Consider the following 18431-nt stretch of genomic DNA (forward strand, 5'->3'; position numbering starts at 1 on the left):
GTACAAGACGGCGTCGGCGCAGCCTTCTATGCTGGGGTTTGCTCAACCCTATGCGACAGTCCTCCCCATGCCCGAAATCCGCACCATCAACTTCGCCGACAAACTGGCGCTGATCTCCGAACACTGGATGCCCAAAGTCGTCGCCGAGATGAACGACTACCAGTTCAAGCTGGTGAAAATACAGGGCGAATTCGTGTGGCACAGCCATGCCGACACCGACGAGACCTTCATCGTCATCGAGGGCCGTCTGCGCATCCAGCTGCGCGACGGCCACATCGACCTGGGCCCTGGCGAAATGGCCGTGGTCCCCAAGGGCGTGGAGCACAAGCCCTGTGCGCCCGAGGAAGTCAAAATGCTGCTGATCGAGCCGCGCGGCGTGCGCAACACCGGCGACCAGGGCGGCGAGCGCAGCGCTCCCAACGACGTCTGGATCTGAGCCCGCCGCCATCTGCTAAGGTGTAATCCCATCAGGAGCAAGCCATGTCAAAGATCATGCTCGTCACCGGCGGCGGCCGCGGCATCGGCGCCGCCGTCGCCAGGCTGGCTGCCCGCCGCGGCTACGCGGTAGGCGTCAACTACCATTCCAATGCCGACGCCGCGCGCGCGGTGGTCGAGGAAATCGTGCGGGGCGGCGGCCGCGCCGTCGCGCTGCAGGCCGACGTCTCGCAAGAGGACCAGGTGCTGCGCATGTACGGCGAACTGGACCAGCAGCTGGGCCGCATCGACGCGCTGGTCAACAACGCCGGCATCCTGGAGCAGCAGATGCGCGTGGACCAGATGAGCGCCGACCGCCTGCTGCGCGTGCTGTCCACCAATGTGGTCGGCGCCTTCCTGTGCGCCCGCGAGGCAGTGCGCCGCATGTCGACGCGCCATGGCGGCCAGGGCGGCGCCATCGTCAACGTCTCGTCCGTGGCCGCCCGGCTGGGCTCGCCCAACGAGTATGTGGACTACGCCGCCTCCAAGGGCGCCATGGACACGATGACCATCGGCCTGTCCAAGGAAGTCGCGCCTGAAGGCATCCGCGTCAACGGCGTACGTCCCGGCACCATCTACACCGACATGCACGCCAGCGGCGGCGAACCCGGCCGCGTCGACCGCCTGAAGGGCGCGATTCCGCTGCGTCGCGGCGGCACGGCCGAAGAAGTCGCAGGCGCCGTGATGTGGCTGTTCTCGGATGAGGCCGGCTACACCAGCGGTTCGTTCATCGAGGTGTCCGGCGGCAATTGAAACGCCCTACGGCTTGGCGTCGGAAGCAATGACCTTGTGTTCGTGCCTGGCGGCGATGCGCGCCTCGACGCGCCGCAGCACTGCCAGCACGAACAGCGCCATCACGGTGCTGACCACGGCGGTGGCTTCGCGTCCCATGCCCGCCGCCACCCCGATCGCCGCTGTCATCCAGATGCCTGCCGACGTGGTCAGCCCGCGGATCTCGCGCTCGTCGCTCAGCTTGATGATGGCGCCCGCGCCCAGGAAGCCGATGCCGGCGATCACGCCCTGCAGCACGCGGCTCAGGTCGCCGACTTCCATGCCGCCTTGCAGCGGCACCAGCACGAAGATCGCCGCCCCCAGCGCCACCAGCATATGGGTGCGCAAGCCGGCGTCCTTGCCGCTGCGCTCCCGCTCATAACCCAACAGGCCGCCCAGCAGCATGGCCATGCCCAGGCGCAGCACGATGCGGGTCGCCTCGCCCACATCGGGGATGTCGGCGAATTCGCTGCGCACGGTGGACCAGATTTCCAGCCAGATTTCCGTCATCGCCGTCCCCTCATGGGAAATGGTCGGACCAGCATAGCAGGCGCCGCGCGACGGCTGCCATGCTGCGCACGCACTGGCACATGTGGGCACAACTGGTTTACAACCGACCTGGCGTCGCGCGGCATCGCGGACGGAAACGACCGGAGGGTTACATGGATTTGCAGCTAGACGGTAAACGCGTGCTCATCACGGGCGCATCCAAGGGCATAGGCCTGGCCTGCGCGCTGGCCTTCGCCCGCGAAGGCGCCGAACCGATACTGGTGGCGCGCGACGACGCGGCGCTGCGCACGGCGGCCGAGACCATACGCGATGCGACCGGGAAGCAGGCGCGGGCCGTCACGCTGGACCTGGCCCAATCCGGCGCGGCGCAACGCCTGAGCCAGGAAGCGGGCGATATCGACATCCTGGTGAACAACGCCGGCGCGGTGCCGGGCGGCGCGCTGGACCAGGTGCAGGACGAGCGCTGGCGCGCGGGCTGGGAACTGAAAGTCCACGGCTACATCGACCTGGCCCGCCACTACTACCCGCGCATGCGCGACGCCGGCGCGGGCGTCATCGCCAACATCATCGGCATGGCGGGCTCCGCGCCGCGCGCCGACTACATCTGCGGCGCGGCAGGCAATGCCTCGCTCATCGCCTTCACTCGCGCCCTGGGCGGGGATGCGCCGCGCCACGGCGTGCGCGTCTTCGGCGTGAATCCTTCGCGCACCCGCACCGACCGCGTGCTGACGCTGGCCAAGCAGCGCGCCCAGGCGCGCTGGGGCGACGAAAACCGCTGGCAGGAGACGCTGTCGGACCTGCCTTTCGGACGCCTGATGGAACCCGGTGAGGTGGCCGACATGATCGTCTTCGGCGCCTCGCCGCGCGCGGGCTACCTGAGCGGCACGGTGATAGACCTGGACGGCGGCGAGCAGTACGCGCGTTGAAGCCCGTCCCGCATGTCTGGCCCTAGGCGGCCTGGCGCCAGCCCGCCAGCAGACCGGGCAAGGCGGCCATGTCGGTGAACACGTGGGCCACGCCCACGCCGCGCAAGGCTTCGGCGCCGCTATGCCCATTGGCATCGGGGCTGTAGCCGAACACAGTAGCGCCGGCGGCCACCCCAGCCGTGGCGCCGGTCACCGTGTCTTCCACGATGGCGCAACGCCGAGGGTCCACGCCCAGCGCCTGCGCAGCGGCCAGGTACACGTCCGGATACGGCTTGCTGCGCGGCATTTCGTGGCCGCTGAAGACCCGCTCGCGAAAGCATTCGGCAATGCCGACCTTGGCCAGCTGCAGCTCCACCTTGCGGCGGTCCGCGCCCGAGGCCACGGCGATGCGGCCGTCCAAGGCCACGTGCAAGGCCCGCACCGCGTCCGGCGCGCCGGGGATCTCGACCAGGTCGCGGTCCAGCGCGGCATTGCGGCGCTGGCGGAACTGATCGAACCAATCCGGCGTGATCGTGGCGCCCGTGCGCGATTCGATCAGCGGCAGTTCGTCCCTGACGGCCTTGCCCGTGAAGATCTGCATGGTTTCCGCATGCGTGATGCCCCAGCCCAACTCATTGAGCATGTCGGTCAGCACGCGGCTGGTGATGGGTTCGGAATCGACCAGGACGCCGTCGCAGTCGAACAGCACGGCATCGAAGGGAAAATCAGTCATTGCAGCAACGTCGGGAATGTCCATGAAGCCGGTAAGCATACTGCAGGCCTCCTGCGCGACGCAGGAGGCTCGCCTGGCATCAAATTCCGACAGACCTGATCCGCAACGGCGGGCCATGATCCCGCCGGCGCCGAGCGCACTGGACGCCGTCATGCGCTGAGCCCGCGACGGACGGGCTCCAGGCGACTTCGGCGCGGACCTCGAGGCATCCGTCCCAGTTTTCTATAATTGCATTTTGACAATTCAATATGCAAAATGACGGTCATGCATATCCCTGCCGTCACGCCCCGCCACGCCGCCTTCACCCTCAATGGCGTCCTCCATACCTGCCTGGACCTGCCCGGCATGTACGGCGCCCAGTACTTCCGCCTGCCCGTAGTGCTGCGGCTGCTGCTGGAAAACGCGCTGCGCAACATGCACGACGCGGAGCGCGACGCGGCCGCCGCGGCGCTGTTTGGCTGGCTGGAGCACGGCACCAGCGAAGCCGAGATCGCCTTCCAGCCCGGGCGCGTGCTGATGCACGACACCACCAGCACCCCGGCCCTGGTCGACATCGCCGCGATGCGCGACGCGCTGGCCGAGGGCGGCGTGGATCCTTCCGCGCTGAATCCCGTGCTGCCCGTGGACGTGTCGGTAGACCATTCGCTGGCGGTGCAGTCCTATGCGCGCGCCGACGCCGCGGAATTGAATCTGGACCTGGAGCTGCGCCGCAACGCCGAGCGCTACCGCTTCCTGCGCTGGGCCTCCAAAGCCCTGTCGAATGTGCGCATCCATCCGCCAGGCACCGGCATCATGCACACCATCAACCTGGAACAGCTGGCGACCGTGGTTTGCGGGCAGGAAGATGCCGACGGCATCGCGCTGCATCCGGACATGATGATAGGTACCGACAGCCACACGCCCATGGTCAACGGCATCGGCGTGCTGGGCTGGGGCGTGGGCGGCCTGGAGGCGCAGACGGTGATGTTCGGCATGCCCACGCTGCTGCGCATTCCGGACGTGATCGGCGTGCGGCTGACCGGCGCGCTGAGCGCGGGAGTCAGCGCGACCGACCTGGCGCTGACCGTGACGCAGCGCCTGCGCGAGATCCAGGTGTCCGGCGAATTCGTGGAGTTCTTCGGACCCGGCGTGGCCACGCTGCCGGCCGGCAGCCGCTGCGTGGTGGCCAACATGGCGCCCGAGTACGGCGCCACCACGGGCTACTTTCCCATCGACAGGCAGACGCTGGCCTATCTGCGCCAGACGGGCCGGCCCGAGACGCTGATCGCGCAGGTACAGGCCTACGCCGAGCGCGCCGGCATCGCCTATGACCCCGCTGCCGCGCCGCGCTACACCCGCGTCGTCGACATCGCGCTGGACCGCGTGCAGATGCATGTGGCCGGCCCGCGTCGGCCGCAGGACCTGCATCCCTACGGACACACCAAGGCCATCCTGGCCGGCTTGGCGGACGCGCCGGCGGTCCCTGCGCGCGGCCTGCCCCGCTACGCCGTGGCGATCGCAGCCATCACCAGCTGCACCAATACCTCGGATCCACGGCTGCTGTCCGCAGCTGGCCTGCTGGCCCGCAAGGCGCGCCAGGCCGGCCTGCGCGTGCCCGCCTGGGTGAAAACCTCATTGGCTCCCGGCTCGCCCGCGGCGGCGGCGTATCTCGCGCGCGCCGGGCTGCTGGAAGATCTGGCCGCCGTGGGCTTCGACATCGTGGGCTACGGCTGCACCACCTGCATCGGCAATTCCGGCCCCCTCCCCGAGCCCGTGCGCGCGGCCATGGCGGCGGGCGCGGTCCATCCCGTGGCGGTGCTGTCCGGCAACCGCAATTTCGCTGGCCGCATCCATCCGGACCTGGACCTGGGCTTTCTCATGTCGCCGGCGCTGGTCATCGCCTACGCGTTGGCGGGCGACGCCGAACGCGACCTGAGCTGCGAACCCGTGCAGACCGCCCCCGACGGCCGCGCCATCCATCTGCGCGAGCTCTGGCCTGACGACGCGGAGATAGACGCCGCGCTGGCCGCCGGCCAGCAGCCCGCCGATTTCCGCCAGGCCTTCCGGATCGCCAGCGCCAACCCGGCATGGCATGCGCTGCAATCGCCGGACTCGGCGCGCTTTCCCTGGGACCCCGCCTCCACCGCGCTGCGCCGCCCGCCGTTCGCCAGCACCGAAGCGGCCGGCCAGCTGGGCCGCTACACCGCGCATCCCCTGCTGGTGCTGGGCGACGACGTGACCACCGATCACCTGTCGCCCGCCAGCGCCATTCCGCCGGACAGCCTGATCGCCGACTTCCTGGTCGAACGCGGCGACGACCGCAACGACCTGAACGTCTTCGCATCGCGCCGCGGCAACTGGCAGGTCATGCTGCGCGCCGCGTTCTACAGCAAGAGCCTCGTCAATCTGCTCATACCCGAAGCGCCAGTTGGCCACACCCTGCATGCGCCCAGCGGCCGGGTGGAGCCGATCTGGGAGGCCGCCGGCCGTTACGCCCGGGCCGGCCAGCCCGTGGTCCTGGTGGCAGGCGAACGCTATGGCACGGGTTCCTCGCGCGACTGGGCCGCCAAAGGACAGCGCCTGCTGGGCATCCGCTGCGTGCTGGCGGTCAGCTTCGAACGCATCCACCGCTCCAACCTGATCGGCATGGGCATCCTGCCCTTGCGCCTGCCCGCCGGCGTCACGCCGGCAACGCTGCGCATCCGGCCCGGCGACCGGATCGAGATCGATGCCCCGGCCGCCGCGCTGACGCCGCGCATGCCCGTGGCCGTGCGCCTCTTGCGCGCCGGCGGCACCGCCGAGACGCTACAGGCGACGGCGGCGGTCGAGACCCGGCTGGAAGTCAGGCTGCTGCGCATGGGCGGCGTCATTCCCGCTATCCTCTCGGACACCATCCATTCCGCCGTCCGCAACGCATGAGCGCCCAATCCAATACCGCCGCGAAAATCCTGGCGCTGATCCAGGCAGACCGCCTGCCCGCGGGCGCGCACCTGACCGCGCAGAAGATCGCCGACCGGCTGCGCCTGTCGCGCTCGCCGGTCAACGACGCGCTGGGCATCCTGGAGCAACGCGGCATCGTCTCGCGCAAGCCCAACCGCGGCTACTTCCTGGAACGGGATCACGCCGCGCTGGCGGACTTGCACGGGGACCTGGCACCGCCCTCCGTCGACGACATCGTCACGCACAGCTACTTCAAGCTGGCCGATGAACTGCTGCGCGGCGAACTGCCCATGCAATGCAGCGAAGCGCTGCTGCGCGCCCGCTATGGCCTGACGGCGGCGCAGACCCAAGCCCTGCTGGGCCGCATCGCGCAGGAAGGCTGGGCAGAGCGGCGGCCCGGCTATGGCTGGGAATTTTCATCCATGATGACCACCCCTGACAGCCTGCTGCAGTCCTACCGCCTGCGGCTGGCGCTGGAACCGGCCGCGCTGCTCGAACCGGGATTTCACATCGACAAACAGGTGCTGGCGCGTTGCCGCGCGGCCGAAAAGCACCTGCTGGACGGCGGCATCGCCACCGACACCGCCGACCAGCTGCACGAGCGCGGCGTACGCTTCCATGAATCTCTGGTGGAGGCCTCGGGCAATCCCTTCTTCATCGACGCGATCAAGCGGGTGAACCGCGTGCGCCGGCTGCTTTCGTACCGATCCATGCAAGACCGCAGCCGCTACAAGCAGCATTGCGAACAGCACCTGGCCATCCTGGACCTGCTGGAACACGAACGCAACGAAGAGGCCGCGGCGCAGCTGGCGGAGCACCTGCGCAGCACGCTGGACAACCTGGCCCGCATCAGCGGGCTGCTGGCGTCCTAGCGCCGGTCAGAAGTCCATCGACGCGGATAGCATCAACGTGCGCGGCACCCCTTGGGAGATCGTGCCATACGAGGCCACGCCCGACCAGTAAGCCTTGTTGAACACGTTCACCACGTTGGCCCGCAGCGTGAGGTCCTTGCCATAGACCTTGGTGGCATAGCGTGCGCCCAGATCGAAGGTGGTCCACGATGGCACCGACTGGGTATTGGCCTGATTGATGTATTCGCTGCCGGTGTGCATCACGCTGCCGGTCAGGGTCAGGCCCGCGACCCAAGGCGTATCCCATTCCGCGCCCAGGTTCACCGACACCTTGGGCACGCCCACCGGCCGGTTGCCGACCAAAGCACTATTGCCGGCGCGCGTCAGCTCCGCGTCCAGCCAGGTCACGCCGCCCAGCAGGCGCAGGCCGCGCCACGGTTCGCCGGCCAGGTTCAGTTCCAGGCCCCGATTGCGCTGCTCGCTGTCCGCGCCGTACACGCCGTTGGTCAACTGGCCGCTGGGCTTGGTGATCTCGAACGCGCTCAGGGTCAGCATGGCGCTGTCCAGGTCCACCTTCACGCCCACTTCCTTCTGCCGGGCCTTGTAGGGCTTGAACACCTGGCCGGCGTTGGAGGCGGTGGCCGGCGCCACGTCGCCCTTGCTCAGGCCTTCGATGTAGTTGGCATACAGCGAGACATTGCTCCAGGGCTTGATGACGATGCCCGCCAGCGGCGTGGTCGCGCTTTCGTCATAGCTGACGGTGCGCGCGCCGGTCGTGGCATTGAAATTGCGGGATTGGATGCGCTGCTGGCGCACGCCCAGCGTAAGCTGCGCGCGCTCGTCCAGGATGCTGAGCGTATCGGCCAGCGCCAGGCCGGAAAGATCGGACGAGGAAATCTTGGGCACGTTGGCCGGCGCCGGGATATCTTGCTGCGGCCGCGTGATCGGATGGTAGATGTTCGACGTGAGCGGCGTACCCGTCACGCTGGCCTGCGAATTCCGGTCGCTGTACAGGCTGCCCATGAAGCTGATGGCATGGCGCACCGGGCCTGTGTCCAGCTTGGCGCGCAGGCCTGCGTTGTAGGTGCTGCGGTTGACTTCGAACCTGAAGTTGTTCGGCGTGACCACCGTGTCCCCCGCCGCGTTGACGATGGTGGGCGTCTGGTCCGACAGGCGCGCCACGTTCGTGTCCGAGCCGCCCGCGTCGGCGAATACCGTCAAGCGGTCGCTGATGTCGTACTCGACCCGCAGCAGGGCCGATTGCCCGTCTGACTTCCACCAGCCCCAGGGCTGGGTGGCGTTGCGCCGTCCATCTGCCGCATGCGGCACGTCGATGCCGGCGGCCACCAGGAACGGCCGCGTGGGCGCGTCGATCTTTTCATTCTGCGTCAGCAGGTCCAGCGAGGCGCGCAGCCGCTCGCCCTGGTAGTCCAGCGACAGCGCGCCGATGTCGGTGCGCGAATACAGATTGTCCAGCGGCGTATCGCCCTGGCGGTGCATGCCGTTGACGCGCACGCCCCATTCCCCGTCCTTGCCGAAGCGACGGCTCAGGTCCGCGCGCGCGCCGAATTGCGAGTCGCCCACATAGTCGGCGGACACGCGGCTCAGGTCCTGCGGCAGCGCCCGCTTGGGCACCATGTTGATCACGCCGCCCACGCCGCTGTTGGGCGACATGCCGTACAGCAGCGCGGCCGGCCCTTTCAGCACTTCGACCCGCTCGATGTAGTCGGTGAAGACGTGATAGTTGGGCGCCACGCCATAAACCCCGTCAAAGGCGATTTCGCCCAAGTTGCCTTCGCCGATGGGAAAGCCCCGGATGTAGAACGAGTCGGTCACGCCGCCGATCTGTCCGGTGAAACGCACCGAGGGTTCAACGTTCAGCGCGTCGGCCAGCGTGACCGCCTGACGGTTCGCCAACAGGTCCGAGGTGTAGTTGGTGACGTTGAACGGCGTATCCATCACATCGCGGTTGCCCAGCAGGCCCAGGCGTCCGCCCCTGGCCACCTGGCCGCCCTCGTACTCCGCCGGCAGCGCGAAGGGAGCCGCAGCGGCGCCGGCGACGGTGACCGCGGGCAGCACGGTGGCCGACTCGTCGGACCCCGACGGCAGCTTGCGCAGCGAATAGGCGCCGCCGCCCTGCTCCGACAAGCCATAGCCCGACCCCGACAGCAAACGGGAAAAGCCTTCCTTCACGGTGTAGTCGCCGTCCAGTCCGTTGCTGTGCAGTCCCGCCACCATGGCCGGATCGAACGACAGCGGCACGCCCGCGACGGCGGCGAACCGGGCCAGCGCATCGCCCAGCGGGCCTGCCGGGATCGCGTAGGACTTGCGCGCCGCCGCGCTGACGGCGTCGGCGGCCAGCGCTGGCGGCGTGGTCCCCGCCCCAGCCAGCAGGGCCAAGCCCATGCCGGCGGCCCGCAGCAGCGCCGCCAGCGGCGGCAGGACAGCTGTTCCACGGGCCGGGCATGGCGGACGGGAGATTCGGGAAACCATGAAGCTATCCTTCGTAAGGGTCTGGGTGGCGCGCGATACGCGGCGGTTCACCCGGTACACCGGACGAAGCGGAAAAAAGGTTCAGCCCGACTGCGATTAATTTGTAACGCCGGCGCGGGCGGCAACCGTGGTCCAGTACGGCGTGATCCGGCTCACTCTCACGGGCAGGGTCTTTTCCAGCAACCGCAAGCTGGCATCGGTGTCGTTCAAGGGAAATGCCCCCGATACCCGCAGCCCTGCCACCGCCGGATCACAGCGCAACACGCCGCGGCGATACCGGCCCAGCTCATCCACCAGGTCCGCCAGGCGCCAGTCGCGCACGGCGAGCATGCCCTGCTCCCATGAGGCGGCCGTGGCGTCCACCGCCGCCTGGGGCCGCACCTCGCGCCCATTGAAGACGGTCTGCTGCCCGGCCGGCAGCACCGTGGCGCCGGCCCCCGCCGACTTGGGCCGGATCTCCACTGCGCCCTCGAACACCGCCACGCGCACGGCGTCGCCTTCGTCGCGCACCAGGAACCGCGTGCCCAGCGCGCGTATCGCGCCTTGCGCGGTCTGGACGACAAAGGGCCGCTGCAGCTGTGGCGAGTCGCGGCCCGTGGTCAACAGGATTTCGCCCGCCCGTAGCCACAACGTGCGCTGCCTGGCGGTGTATTCGATATCGACCGCGCTGGCCGTGTTGAGCACCAGCTGCGTGCCGTCGGTCAGGTTCATGCGGCGCTGTTCGCCCGTCGCAGTGCGCGCATCCGCGCTCCATTCGCGCCAGGGCAGCTCGCGTCCGGCCAGCCAGGCCGCCGGTCCCAGCACCAGCAGGCCAGCCAGCGCCCGCAGCGCCTGCCGGCGTCGCGGGCGATCCAGCCGCCGCAAGGTATCGGCGGCGACACGCGGCGGCACCTGGCCGAATCCGCGCAGCATTTCTTCGGCACGCTGCCAAGCCGCGGCGTGCGCGGCGCTACGGCCGCGCCAGCGGTCGAAGGACTCGCAGTCCGCCGGCGACAAGGTCTCGGATTGGAAGCGCACCAGCCAGCCGGCCGCTTCCTTCAGGATGGCGGGATCGATCACGCGTCGGCCTGGCTTGCGATCAGGCATGCGGCCAGCGCCGCCTGCACATGGCGCTTGACCGTGGACAGCGACACGCCCAGGCTTTGCGCGATCGCGTCGTAGCCCATGCCGTCGAACTGCGACATCAGGAAGATCTCGCGCGTTTTGGCGGACAGCGTCCGCAACGCCGTATCGATGGCGCGCAAGGTTTCCAAAATCAGGGCGCGCGCTTCGGGCGAAGGCGCCTGCTGCTCGGGCAATTGCGCCAGCGCGGCCAGATAGGCCTCTTCCAGCGCCCGCCGGCGCCAGTGGTCCACCACCAAGCCCTTCGCAATGTGGGTCAGCAACGCGCGCGGCTCGGCGCCCGCGTCCGTCCTGCGCCGCCCGGCCATCAGCCGCACGAAGGTATCGTGGGCCAGATCCGCCGCGTCGAAAGAATTGCCCAGCTTCCTGCGCAACCAGACCGACAGCCAGCCGTGGTGGTCACGATAGAGTTGCGCGACGGGATCGGCGGGCGGCGAGTCGGACGTAGGCAAGGCGCACCTGGCTATAGAATCTAAATAGGAACTATTTATATTCTAGCGTATCCCCGCGCCCGCCATGGACGCGCCCGCGGCTACAGCGGCATGCCAGGCGCCGCACGGGTAATGCTTGGTAGCGGACAGGCCTGCCTATCCCGTCAGTAATCCATGGGAACGTGGCTTTGCGCCTCTCGCAGTTCCTGGATGTGGCGCTCGGCTTCCTGTCTTTCGACGGCTGGCGGCAAAGGGCGCCAGCTCACCATGTTGCCGGGCGTTTTCACCGGCATCCAACCCAGCACGCTGTACAGCGTGATGGCCGTGCATCCTGTGTCGTATCGCGTTTCGTAGTACCCCTGCCGGTCCGGCTTGGTATCGCCGGACGTCCAATCCAACTGAGACATCCACGTCTCCTCTTTCTGAAGCTTGTAGTCCCGCCACCGGGCGAACGACGCTTGATCGTATAGCGTCCCCGTGTGCCTGTGCTGCCACCTTGCGCCCGCTTTGCAATTCTTGATAGAGGGGAATCCCTGACATTCTGTTAGGCGTCGATTGCTAAACCGGGAAAAGCGGGGCTAGGATGTAGCAAAATATTCTTACAAACACGGGAGCGGGGGGGTCTTCGCTTGCACGGACTATTGGGCGAACCGCCATGCCGAAACTGGCCCTGATGCGTTATCCAAAAGATCGGCTGGCTGCGCTGGCGGGCGCGAGCGCGTTGCGCGCCATACGCGAGGGCCTGCTCTGGACCCTGCCGTGCCTGCTGGTCACGGCGCTGTTCCTGGTGCTGTCCGTCGTCGCCCGGCAACTGGGCCTGCCAGCCACCGTTGTGGAACTGCTGACCGCCGTCCACGACAAGCTGACGAACCTCATGCCTATCCTGGCCGGCACATCCATCGGCTACATGCTGTCGTTCCGCCACCGGGTGCCGCATCTGCCCACCGCGTTCCTGTGCCTGTCCTACGTGATGATCGCCGACGGCCTGATGGCGCCCTACCCCCAGGCCGCCGCCACCCTGGTTCTGTTCATCGCCATCGTTTCGCCCTTGTTGACCGTGCCATTGATGGCGTGGCTGCACCGCCGCCGCTGGACCCAGCTGGCGCCCGACGGCGTTATCAGCGAAAACGTCCGCGACACGCTGAACATGGTCGTGCCGGGCCTGCTGACGGCCACCCTGGTCGTGCTGGCGTTGTCCGCCGCGCTGCAGATTCCCGCCGTGGCGCAATTCAACATCCCCTTGAGCCTGGCCTCGCTGGACAGCCCCTTCACCTCGGGCGCGCTGGTCGCCGGCCTGAATTCCCTGCTGTGGTTCTTCGGCATACACGGCTACCACGCGCTGGCTCCCCTGATGAGCGTCATGGACCAGGCGGTCATGCTGAATGCCGCCACCCAGTCCGCCGGCTACGAAGGCATGTATGCCTTGAACAGCACCCTCCTGGGCGCTTTCGTCTTCATCGGCGGATCGGGCGCGACGCTGTCGCTGGCGGTGGCCATGCTCGTGTTTGCGCGCGGCGAATCGCTGCGCCTGCTGGCGCTGGCCAGCCTGCCAGTGGCGCTGCTGAACGTGAATGAAATCCTGCTGTTCGGGCTGCCCCTGATCCTGAATCCGCGCCTGCTGGCGCCGTTCATCCTGGCGCCGGTGACCAACGCCATCCTCGCTTTGGCCGTCGTGCAGCTGGGCTGGCTGCCTTCCGCGACGACGACCCTGCCGCTGACCTCGCCGGTGCTGTTCAACGCCTACATCGCGGCCGGCGGCAGCCTGGGCGGCGTGGCGCTGCAGCTGGTGCTGGTGGCGCTGGGCGCGTGTTTGTACGCGCCCTTTGTCGTCGCGCTGGAGCGACAGCGCCAGGAAAGCGCCACCGTCTACTTCAAATCGCTGGACACGACCTTCACCCGGTTGCAAGAAGAATCGCTGCTGTACGCGCACGATCCCGTGGTGCAGACCTATGCCGACCGCGCGCGCCGCAACGCCGAAAACACCCGCATCCGCGCCATCAGCCAATACGACTTCCATCTGGAGTTCCAGCCGCAGGTGTCATTGCGCAGTGGCCTGTGCACGGGTTGCGAAGCGCTGCTGCGCGCCACCGGCCCCGACGGCGCGCGGCAAACGCCGGTGGAATTCCTGCGCTGGCTGGCGCAGGCCGACCTGATGCGGGAGGTGGACCTGTGGGTGGCCAGGCAGGCCGTGCAGCAATGCCTGCAATGGCGCAAGCGCGACTTCGCCTTGCCGATGACCATCAACGTCACGGCCGGCACGCTGACGTCCGGCGACTACCTGGAGAAACTGATCAAGGTGCTGGCGCAGGCTGGCGGCCAGGTCTCGGTCGAGCTGACCGAGGACGCGCTGGTGGAGGACACGCAGGCGCTGCACACCGCCTTCGACCGCCTGCACGCGATAGGCGCCCGTATCTACATCGATGATTTCGGCACCGGCTATTCCGCCCTGAGCTATCTGCACCAGTTCGAAATCGACGCGGTCAAGATCGACCGCAGCTTCGTCGTGGCGCAAGACAGCGCCCGCGGCGCGCTGGTCCTGAACGGCCTGCTGCGCTTTTGCGAAGCGCTGAACCTGCAGATCGTGGTGGAAGGCGTGGAAACGGACCAGCAGCTGATGGCGCTGGAATCCCCCGCCGAGATCGTCGTGCAGGGGTGGTACTACAGCAAGGCATTGTCGGGCGACAGCCTCATGGACTACGCGCGGCAGCGTCAGGCTGCACCGCCGCTGCGGGCGCAGCCTGCGCCCGCGGCGCCTACTTGATGCCGATGAACGGCAGGGCCGCGTTCGGCACCTGCGTGGTCGGCAGCACGCCGTCCCACTTCTCCACCGCGTTCAAGCTCACAAGATTGGTGTTGGCGGCCAGGGCCTCGGCCTTGGCGCGGATCGCGGCCGCTTCGGCGTCGCCGCGCATGCGGATGCCGTCGGCCTCGGCCGTGAACTGCTGGCGGCGCGCGTCGGCTTCCGCCTTGGCCTTCACCACCTGGATTTCGGCGTTGATCATCGCCGTTTCCTTCTGCTGGCGGGTCGTCTCGATCTGCACCTGCGCCAGCATGCGCTGTTCGATCGAATGCTCATAGGCCTGCGAGAAGCCGACTTCCTCGATCTGCACGCCCACCACCTGCACCGGCGCGCCTTCCATCGTCTTGAGCACGGCAGTGTTCACGTCCTGGCCCAGCTTCTGGCGTTCCTGGATGGCGCGCACCGCGGTGTACTGGCCGAACACGTTCTTCACCGAATCCGGCGTCTTGCGCTCCAGCACGCGCATCTGCAGATTGCTGATGGTGCCGTACTCCGAGTACAGCTCGGCCACGTGCTCGGGCGGCACGCGATAGGTCACCGACACGCGTAGCGTGGCCGGCTGTTGGTCATAGCTGTAGGCTTCCAGCTTTTCAAACACGAACGTGTGGTCGCGCACCGACACCGTCATCACGTTGTCGATGAACGGGGTCTTGAAGTCCAGGCCCGGCTCCGACACGCGCACCAGCTTGCCGTTGCGCAGCACCACGCCGCGCTCGCCCTGATCGACCTGGAACCAGGAATCGAAAGCCAGGAACAGGATCAGCAAAAACAACACCGCCGTGATCAACGCGATCTTGAAACTACGCGGCTTTACGGCACCAATCGTCTTGACCATCTGGATATCTGTCGGCTTCACTTCGAATCCCTTTCTGATTTTGAACGTTTACGGTCCGAGAGCACGGCGGCGATGCCGCGCGCCAGCAAATAAGCGACCACGGCCGCCCCAACCAAGATCAGGAAATACCTCATCGTGCGTTCCCCCCCGGAAAATAAGCAGGGGATTCTATCGCGAGTGGAACATCAAACGAATTGTGGCGATTGTTGCGATGGCGACGGCAACAGACAGTGGCGCGAGTCCAACGACAGCGCTACGCTAGGCACCTCTACACTGCAGGAGCCGCAACCATGCACCGCACACCCTCAATGATCATTGCCATCCTTGCCTGTGCCGCCGCGCTCGGCGCGCCAGCCCAGGCCGCGCCGCCCGAGGGCAAAGGCAAGCCGGATCACGCGGGCCAAGGCAATGGCAACGGTAACGGCAATGGCAATGGCAAGAACAAGGGCCAGCAGAGCCAGGACGGCGGGGTCAGCGTCACGCTCAGCACCGCGGGCATCACCGTTTCCACCGCGCGCGGCTATGCCGTGCAGGCCGGGGCGACGGGCTATGGCTCGCTGCCGCCGGGCATACGCAAGAACCTGGCGCGCGGCAAGCCCCTGCCTCCGGGCATCGCCAAGAAGATGGTGCCCGGCCCCATGCTGGCGCGCCTGCCCGTGCACCCGGGCTACGAATGGCGCGTCGCGGGCAGCGACCTGATCCTCGTGGCCATCGCCACCGCCGTCGTCGCGGACGTCCTCACGGGCGTGTTCAACTAGGCGCCGCGCGTCATGGACGCCGCCACGCGGCGTCCATAGTTCCTAGCATCAGGCCGCACACTGTTACGTCCCTGCCGCGGATCTATCTGCTACCGTTGAATCGCCTCGCGCCGCGGCCCTGGCCCGGCGCCCACGACGGAGACCGCGCATGCCACGTCCTTCCGAGTCCGCGCCGCTGATCGGCGTGATCCCCCCCTACATGCTCGATCGCCTGGCGCAACACGCCGACGCGCGGGTCAGCATGCCCGCGGTCAAGACGCTGATCATCGACCAGCAGCAGCGCAGCCTGCGCGAGATGGCGGTGCAGCCGCCGCGCGCCAAGCCAGCCCGCCCCAAGAAGGCGGCGCCCGCCGGCACACCCCAGCGCGCCGTGCACGACGCCGCCAACACCACCACGCTGCCTGGCAAGCTGGTGCGCGCCGAAGGCGCCCCCGCCAGCGGCGACGTGGCAGTGGACGAAGCCTATGAACATCTGGGCTCGACCTACAAGCTGTTCTGGGATGTCTACAAGCGCCACTCCATCGACGGCCTGGGCCTGCCGCTGGTGGGCACCGTGCATTACGGCGAAGACTACGACAACGCCTTCTGGAACGGCGCGCAGATGGTATTCGGCGATGGCGACGGCGAAGTGTTCAACCGCTTCACGGTGGCGGTGGACATCATCGGCCACGAGCTCACGCATGGCGTGATCGACGCCGAGGCCGCCCTGCTCTACCAGGGCCAGTCCGGCGCCCTGAACGAATCCCTGTGCGACGTCTTCGGCGCGCTGGTCAAGCAGCACACGCTGGGCCAGGACGCGCGCGACGCCGATTGGCTGGTGGGCGCCGGGCTGTTCAAGCCCAGGATCCGCGCTCGCGCGCTGCGCTCCATGGCGGAGCCCGGCAGCGCCTACGACGATCCCCTGCTGGGCAAGGATCCGCAGCCCGCGCACATGCGCGACTATGTGGACACGCCAAACGACAACGGCGGCGTGCACATCAATTCCGGCATTCCCAACCGCGCCTTCTATCTGGCGGCCACAGCGCTGGAAGGCCCCGCGTGGGCCGGCGCGGGCCGCGTCTGGTACGACGCGCTGTGCGACAAGCGCCTGCGCCACGACGCCGACTTCGTGCAGTTCGCGAAACTGACACTGGCCGTCGCGGCGGAACGCCATGAGGCCGCCGTGCGCGACGCCGTCGCCCGGGCGTGGGCCGGCGTGGGAGTCCAGACATGATCGAGCTGCCGTCCCTGGACCTTGCCATGCTGGTGCGCCTGACCCGCGAAGGCGGGCTGGCCTATGTGCCCGCATTGGCGCAGCCTCGCAGCATCGACCTCGTCACCTGCCCGCCGGACCTGCGGCAGGAGGTCTGCGACGCCCTGCAACGCGCCGCGCCGGTGGCCGTTCCGCGCTGCGCACCGGCGGGCGGCGACCAGCGCTACTTCCACGTCGAGGTCGTGTACGAAGGCGACGGCGTCGCGGACGTCAGCTTCGACGTGCCGGAGACCGACGCGCCCGAGCCGCTGGTGCGCTTGTGGAAAAGCCGGGCCGGACAGCCTTGAGCGCGGCGTCCCGGTATTGCCCGATCTGGATGGCGCGGCCCGCATAAAGACCGGTAGCCGCCATCGCCAGGCACAAGACCGCGCACAGGGCCAGCGCCAGGCTCCAGTCTCCCTGCGTGTCATGCAGCGTGCCCGCCAGCGCAGGACCGCTTGCCGCGAACAGATAGCCCACGCATTGCGCCATGCCCGACAGCGCCGCCGCCTGCTGCGCATGGCTGGCGCGCAGGCCCACGAATGCAAGGCCGAGGATGATGCCGCCGCCCGTGCCCAGTCCCATCAGGACGATCCATAGCGTCGCCCAGCCAGGCGCGACGATCAGACCGGCAAACGCGACAAACGAGGCCGCGGCCGAGCAGAACGCCGCGCCGCGCTGGTCCTTCAGGCGCCGCACCACCGGAGCCAGGAACAGGGCCGGGACGGCCGACATGAGCTGCAGCAGGCCATGCAGCGCGCCGGCGCGTTCCGCCGTGTAGCCGGCATCGCGCAAAATGGCCGGCAGCCAGCTTACGCCCACATAGAACACGAAGGAATTGATGCCCAGGAACAGCGTCACCTGCCACGCCAGCGCAGAACGCCACAGGCGGGGGCCGTGCGGCGCATGCGCCGTGGATGCCGCAGGCGCGGTGTGGTTGGCCAGTTGCGGCAGCCATAGCAAGGCGCTGAGCACGGGCACCACCAGCAGGCAGCCCGAGGAAAAGCGCCAGGTCGCGTCGGACAGGCCGGCCAGCGGGATGGCGATGGCGGACGCCAGCCCCGCGGCCAGGCTCATGGTCAGCACGTAGGCCGAGGTCAGGCCCGCGACCTGCTGCGGGAAATCGCGCTTCAAGAGGCTGGGCAACAGCACGTTGCCGATGGCGATGCCGGCGCCGATGACCACGGTGCCCAGGAACAGGCTCCAGGCCGGCCCCAGCGTGCGCACGACGATGCCCGCCGCGACCAGCAGCATGGCGGCAAACAAGCTGCGCTCCAGCCCGTGGCGGCGCGCCAGGCCCGCGGCGAACAGCGACACCACGGCAAAGGCCAGCAGGGGCAAGGTGATCAGCATGCCCGCGGCGGTGGCGCTCAGCCCCAACTGCTCGCGGATCATGCCGGTCAGCGGCGGCACGCCGGTAATGGGCGCGCGCAGCGCCATGGACATGCAAAGAATGCCGGCGATCAGCAACACGGGATGGCCGGCGGGACGTTTGGAAGTAAGGGGATGCGAATTCATGCCATCAGCTTAAGCATCGCCGCCTTCGCCGAATTTCGACATAATGACAAATTATCCCTAAATTCTGTCAAGGTGATATT

At 67.9% G+C, this 18431-nt stretch carries 17 protein-coding genes; 9 read left to right on the forward strand and 8 right to left on the reverse strand.

From position 1 onward, the window contains the following. Positions 1 to 67 precede the first annotated feature (67 nt). A complete protein-coding gene (locus HV793_RS01190) occupies positions 68 to 436 on the forward strand; it encodes a cupin domain-containing protein (RefSeq protein ID WP_054451681.1) in 369 nt (122 codons plus the stop codon). A 44-nt stretch (positions 437 to 480) separates the two neighbouring features. Then, positions 481 to 1227: an SDR family oxidoreductase gene (locus HV793_RS01195; RefSeq protein WP_175212508.1), complete on the forward strand. Its 747-nt coding sequence runs from the start codon at positions 481 to 483 to the stop codon at positions 1225 to 1227. 6 nt (positions 1228 to 1233) lie between these two features. On the opposite strand, the gene HV793_RS01200 is transcribed toward HV793_RS01195, so the two are convergent. Further along, the gene (locus tag HV793_RS01200; protein WP_054451683.1) at positions 1234 to 1755 is read right to left on the reverse strand and encodes an MgtC/SapB family protein; all 522 of its coding nucleotides are present in this window, start codon (positions 1753 to 1755) and stop codon (positions 1234 to 1236) included. Positions 1756 to 1907: 152 nt separating this feature from the next. Between HV793_RS01200 and HV793_RS01205 the strand changes: the two genes are divergently transcribed. Further along, a complete protein-coding gene (locus tag HV793_RS01205) occupies positions 1908 to 2681 on the forward strand; it encodes an SDR family oxidoreductase (protein WP_054451684.1) in 774 nt (257 codons plus the stop codon). A 22-nt stretch (positions 2682 to 2703) separates the two neighbouring features. On the opposite strand, the gene HV793_RS01210 is transcribed toward HV793_RS01205, so the two are convergent. After that, entirely contained in the window at positions 2704 to 3393 is a 690-nt protein-coding gene (locus tag HV793_RS01210; RefSeq protein ID WP_175212509.1) for an HAD family hydrolase, read from the reverse strand. A 264-nt stretch (positions 3394 to 3657) separates the two neighbouring features. Between HV793_RS01210 and acnA the strand changes: the two genes are divergently transcribed. Continuing rightward, a complete protein-coding gene (gene acnA, locus HV793_RS01215) occupies positions 3658 to 6291 on the forward strand; it encodes an aconitate hydratase AcnA (RefSeq protein WP_175212510.1) in 2634 nt (877 codons plus the stop codon). Continuing rightward, the gene (locus HV793_RS01220) at positions 6288 to 7184 is read left to right on the forward strand and encodes a GntR family transcriptional regulator (RefSeq protein WP_175160187.1); all 897 of its coding nucleotides are present in this window, start codon (positions 6288 to 6290) and stop codon (positions 7182 to 7184) included. Before acnA ends, HV793_RS01220 begins: the two co-directional genes overlap by 4 nt. Before the next feature lie 6 nt (positions 7185 to 7190). Here HV793_RS01220 and HV793_RS01225 read toward each other — a convergent pair whose 3' ends face one another. The 4 genes from HV793_RS01225 to HV793_RS01240 form a co-directional block, all read right to left on the reverse strand. Further along, positions 7191 to 9656, reverse strand: coding sequence for a TonB-dependent receptor (locus tag HV793_RS01225; protein ID WP_175160189.1), 2466 nt, complete (start codon positions 9654 to 9656; stop codon positions 7191 to 7193). Between the two features lie 96 nt (positions 9657 to 9752). After that, positions 9753 to 10742, reverse strand: a complete 990-nt coding sequence (locus HV793_RS01230; RefSeq protein ID WP_175180710.1) for a FecR domain-containing protein — start codon at positions 10740 to 10742, stop codon at positions 9753 to 9755. Then, positions 10712 to 11230, reverse strand: a complete 519-nt coding sequence (locus tag HV793_RS01235) for a sigma-70 family RNA polymerase sigma factor (protein ID WP_175212511.1) — start codon at positions 11228 to 11230, stop codon at positions 10712 to 10714. The genes HV793_RS01230 and HV793_RS01235 overlap by 31 nt, the downstream gene beginning before the upstream one ends. 143 nt (positions 11231 to 11373) lie before the next feature. Continuing rightward, positions 11374 to 11616, reverse strand: a complete 243-nt coding sequence (locus HV793_RS01240) for a hypothetical protein (RefSeq protein WP_054451693.1) — start codon at positions 11614 to 11616, stop codon at positions 11374 to 11376. A 248-nt stretch (positions 11617 to 11864) separates the two neighbouring features. On the opposite strand from HV793_RS01240, the gene HV793_RS01245 reads away from it, so the two are divergent. Beyond that, positions 11865 to 13970: a PTS sugar transporter subunit IIC/EAL domain-containing protein gene (locus tag HV793_RS01245; RefSeq protein WP_054451694.1), complete on the forward strand. Its 2106-nt coding sequence runs from the start codon at positions 11865 to 11867 to the stop codon at positions 13968 to 13970. On the opposite strand, the gene HV793_RS01250 is transcribed toward HV793_RS01245, so the two are convergent. Continuing rightward, on the reverse strand, positions 13963 to 14844 hold the full coding sequence (locus tag HV793_RS01250; protein ID WP_119449450.1) for a prohibitin family protein: 882 nt from the start codon (positions 14842 to 14844) through the stop codon (positions 13963 to 13965). The two genes, HV793_RS01245 and HV793_RS01250, sit on opposite strands and share 8 nt — an antisense overlap. A 290-nt stretch (positions 14845 to 15134) precedes the next feature. Between HV793_RS01250 and HV793_RS01255 the strand changes: the two genes are divergently transcribed. From HV793_RS01255 to HV793_RS01265, 3 genes are all read left to right on the forward strand, one after another. Beyond that, positions 15135 to 15602, forward strand: coding sequence for an anti-virulence regulator CigR family protein (locus HV793_RS01255; protein ID WP_175160193.1), 468 nt, complete (start codon positions 15135 to 15137; stop codon positions 15600 to 15602). Positions 15603 to 15750: 148 nt separating this feature from the next. Then, positions 15751 to 16815, forward strand: coding sequence for a M4 family metallopeptidase (locus HV793_RS01260; protein ID WP_054451697.1), 1065 nt, complete (start codon positions 15751 to 15753; stop codon positions 16813 to 16815). Next, entirely contained in the window at positions 16812 to 17141 is a 330-nt protein-coding gene (locus HV793_RS01265; RefSeq protein ID WP_175180708.1) for a protealysin inhibitor emfourin, read from the forward strand. Before HV793_RS01260 ends, HV793_RS01265 begins: the two co-directional genes overlap by 4 nt. Here HV793_RS01265 and HV793_RS01270 read toward each other — a convergent pair. Further along, on the reverse strand, positions 17065 to 18351 hold the full coding sequence (locus HV793_RS01270) for an MFS transporter (RefSeq protein WP_125473155.1): 1287 nt from the start codon (positions 18349 to 18351) through the stop codon (positions 17065 to 17067). The genes HV793_RS01265 and HV793_RS01270 overlap by 77 nt on opposite strands. Positions 18352 to 18431: the final 80 nt, after the last annotated feature.

Origin of the sequence: Achromobacter aegrifaciens (assembly GCF_902859965.1) — a bacterium.
Taxonomy (GTDB): domain Bacteria; phylum Pseudomonadota; class Gammaproteobacteria; order Burkholderiales; family Burkholderiaceae_B; genus Achromobacter; species Achromobacter aegrifaciens.

What these genes read in the sequence shown, in the direction of transcription:
- HV793_RS01190 (WP_054451681.1), top strand. Translation starts at nt 68, where the DNA reads ATGCCCGAAATCCGCACCATCAACTTCGCCGACAAACTGGCGCTGATC.
- HV793_RS01195 (WP_175212508.1), top strand. Translation starts at nt 481, where the DNA reads ATGTCAAAGATCATGCTCGTCACCGGCGGCGGCCGCGGCATCGGCGCC.
- HV793_RS01200 (WP_054451683.1), bottom strand. Translation starts at nt 1,755, where the DNA reads ATGACGGAAATCTGGCTGGAAATCTGGTCCACCGTGCGCAGCGAATTC.
- HV793_RS01205 (WP_054451684.1), top strand. Translation starts at nt 1,908, where the DNA reads ATGGATTTGCAGCTAGACGGTAAACGCGTGCTCATCACGGGCGCATCC.
- HV793_RS01210 (WP_175212509.1), bottom strand. Translation starts at nt 3,393, where the DNA reads ATGACTGATTTTCCCTTCGATGCCGTGCTGTTCGACTGCGACGGCGTC.
- acnA (WP_175212510.1), top strand. Translation starts at nt 3,658, where the DNA reads ATGCATATCCCTGCCGTCACGCCCCGCCACGCCGCCTTCACCCTCAAT.
- HV793_RS01220 (WP_175160187.1), top strand. Translation starts at nt 6,288, where the DNA reads ATGAGCGCCCAATCCAATACCGCCGCGAAAATCCTGGCGCTGATCCAG.
- HV793_RS01225 (WP_175160189.1), bottom strand. Translation starts at nt 9,656, where the DNA reads ATGGTTTCCCGAATCTCCCGTCCGCCATGCCCGGCCCGTGGAACAGCT.
- HV793_RS01230 (WP_175180710.1), bottom strand. Translation starts at nt 10,742, where the DNA reads ATGCCTGATCGCAAGCCAGGCCGACGCGTGATCGATCCCGCCATCCTG.
- HV793_RS01240 (WP_054451693.1), bottom strand. Translation starts at nt 11,616, where the DNA reads ATGTCTCAGTTGGATTGGACGTCCGGCGATACCAAGCCGGACCGGCAG.
- HV793_RS01245 (WP_054451694.1), top strand. Translation starts at nt 11,865, where the DNA reads ATGCCGAAACTGGCCCTGATGCGTTATCCAAAAGATCGGCTGGCTGCG.
- HV793_RS01250 (WP_119449450.1), bottom strand. Translation starts at nt 14,844, where the DNA reads ATGGTCAAGACGATTGGTGCCGTAAAGCCGCGTAGTTTCAAGATCGCG.
- HV793_RS01255 (WP_175160193.1), top strand. Translation starts at nt 15,135, where the DNA reads ATGCACCGCACACCCTCAATGATCATTGCCATCCTTGCCTGTGCCGCC.
- HV793_RS01260 (WP_054451697.1), top strand. Translation starts at nt 15,751, where the DNA reads ATGCCACGTCCTTCCGAGTCCGCGCCGCTGATCGGCGTGATCCCCCCC.
- HV793_RS01265 (WP_175180708.1), top strand. Translation starts at nt 16,812, where the DNA reads ATGATCGAGCTGCCGTCCCTGGACCTTGCCATGCTGGTGCGCCTGACC.
- HV793_RS01270 (WP_125473155.1), bottom strand. Translation starts at nt 18,351, where the DNA reads ATGAATTCGCATCCCCTTACTTCCAAACGTCCCGCCGGCCATCCCGTG.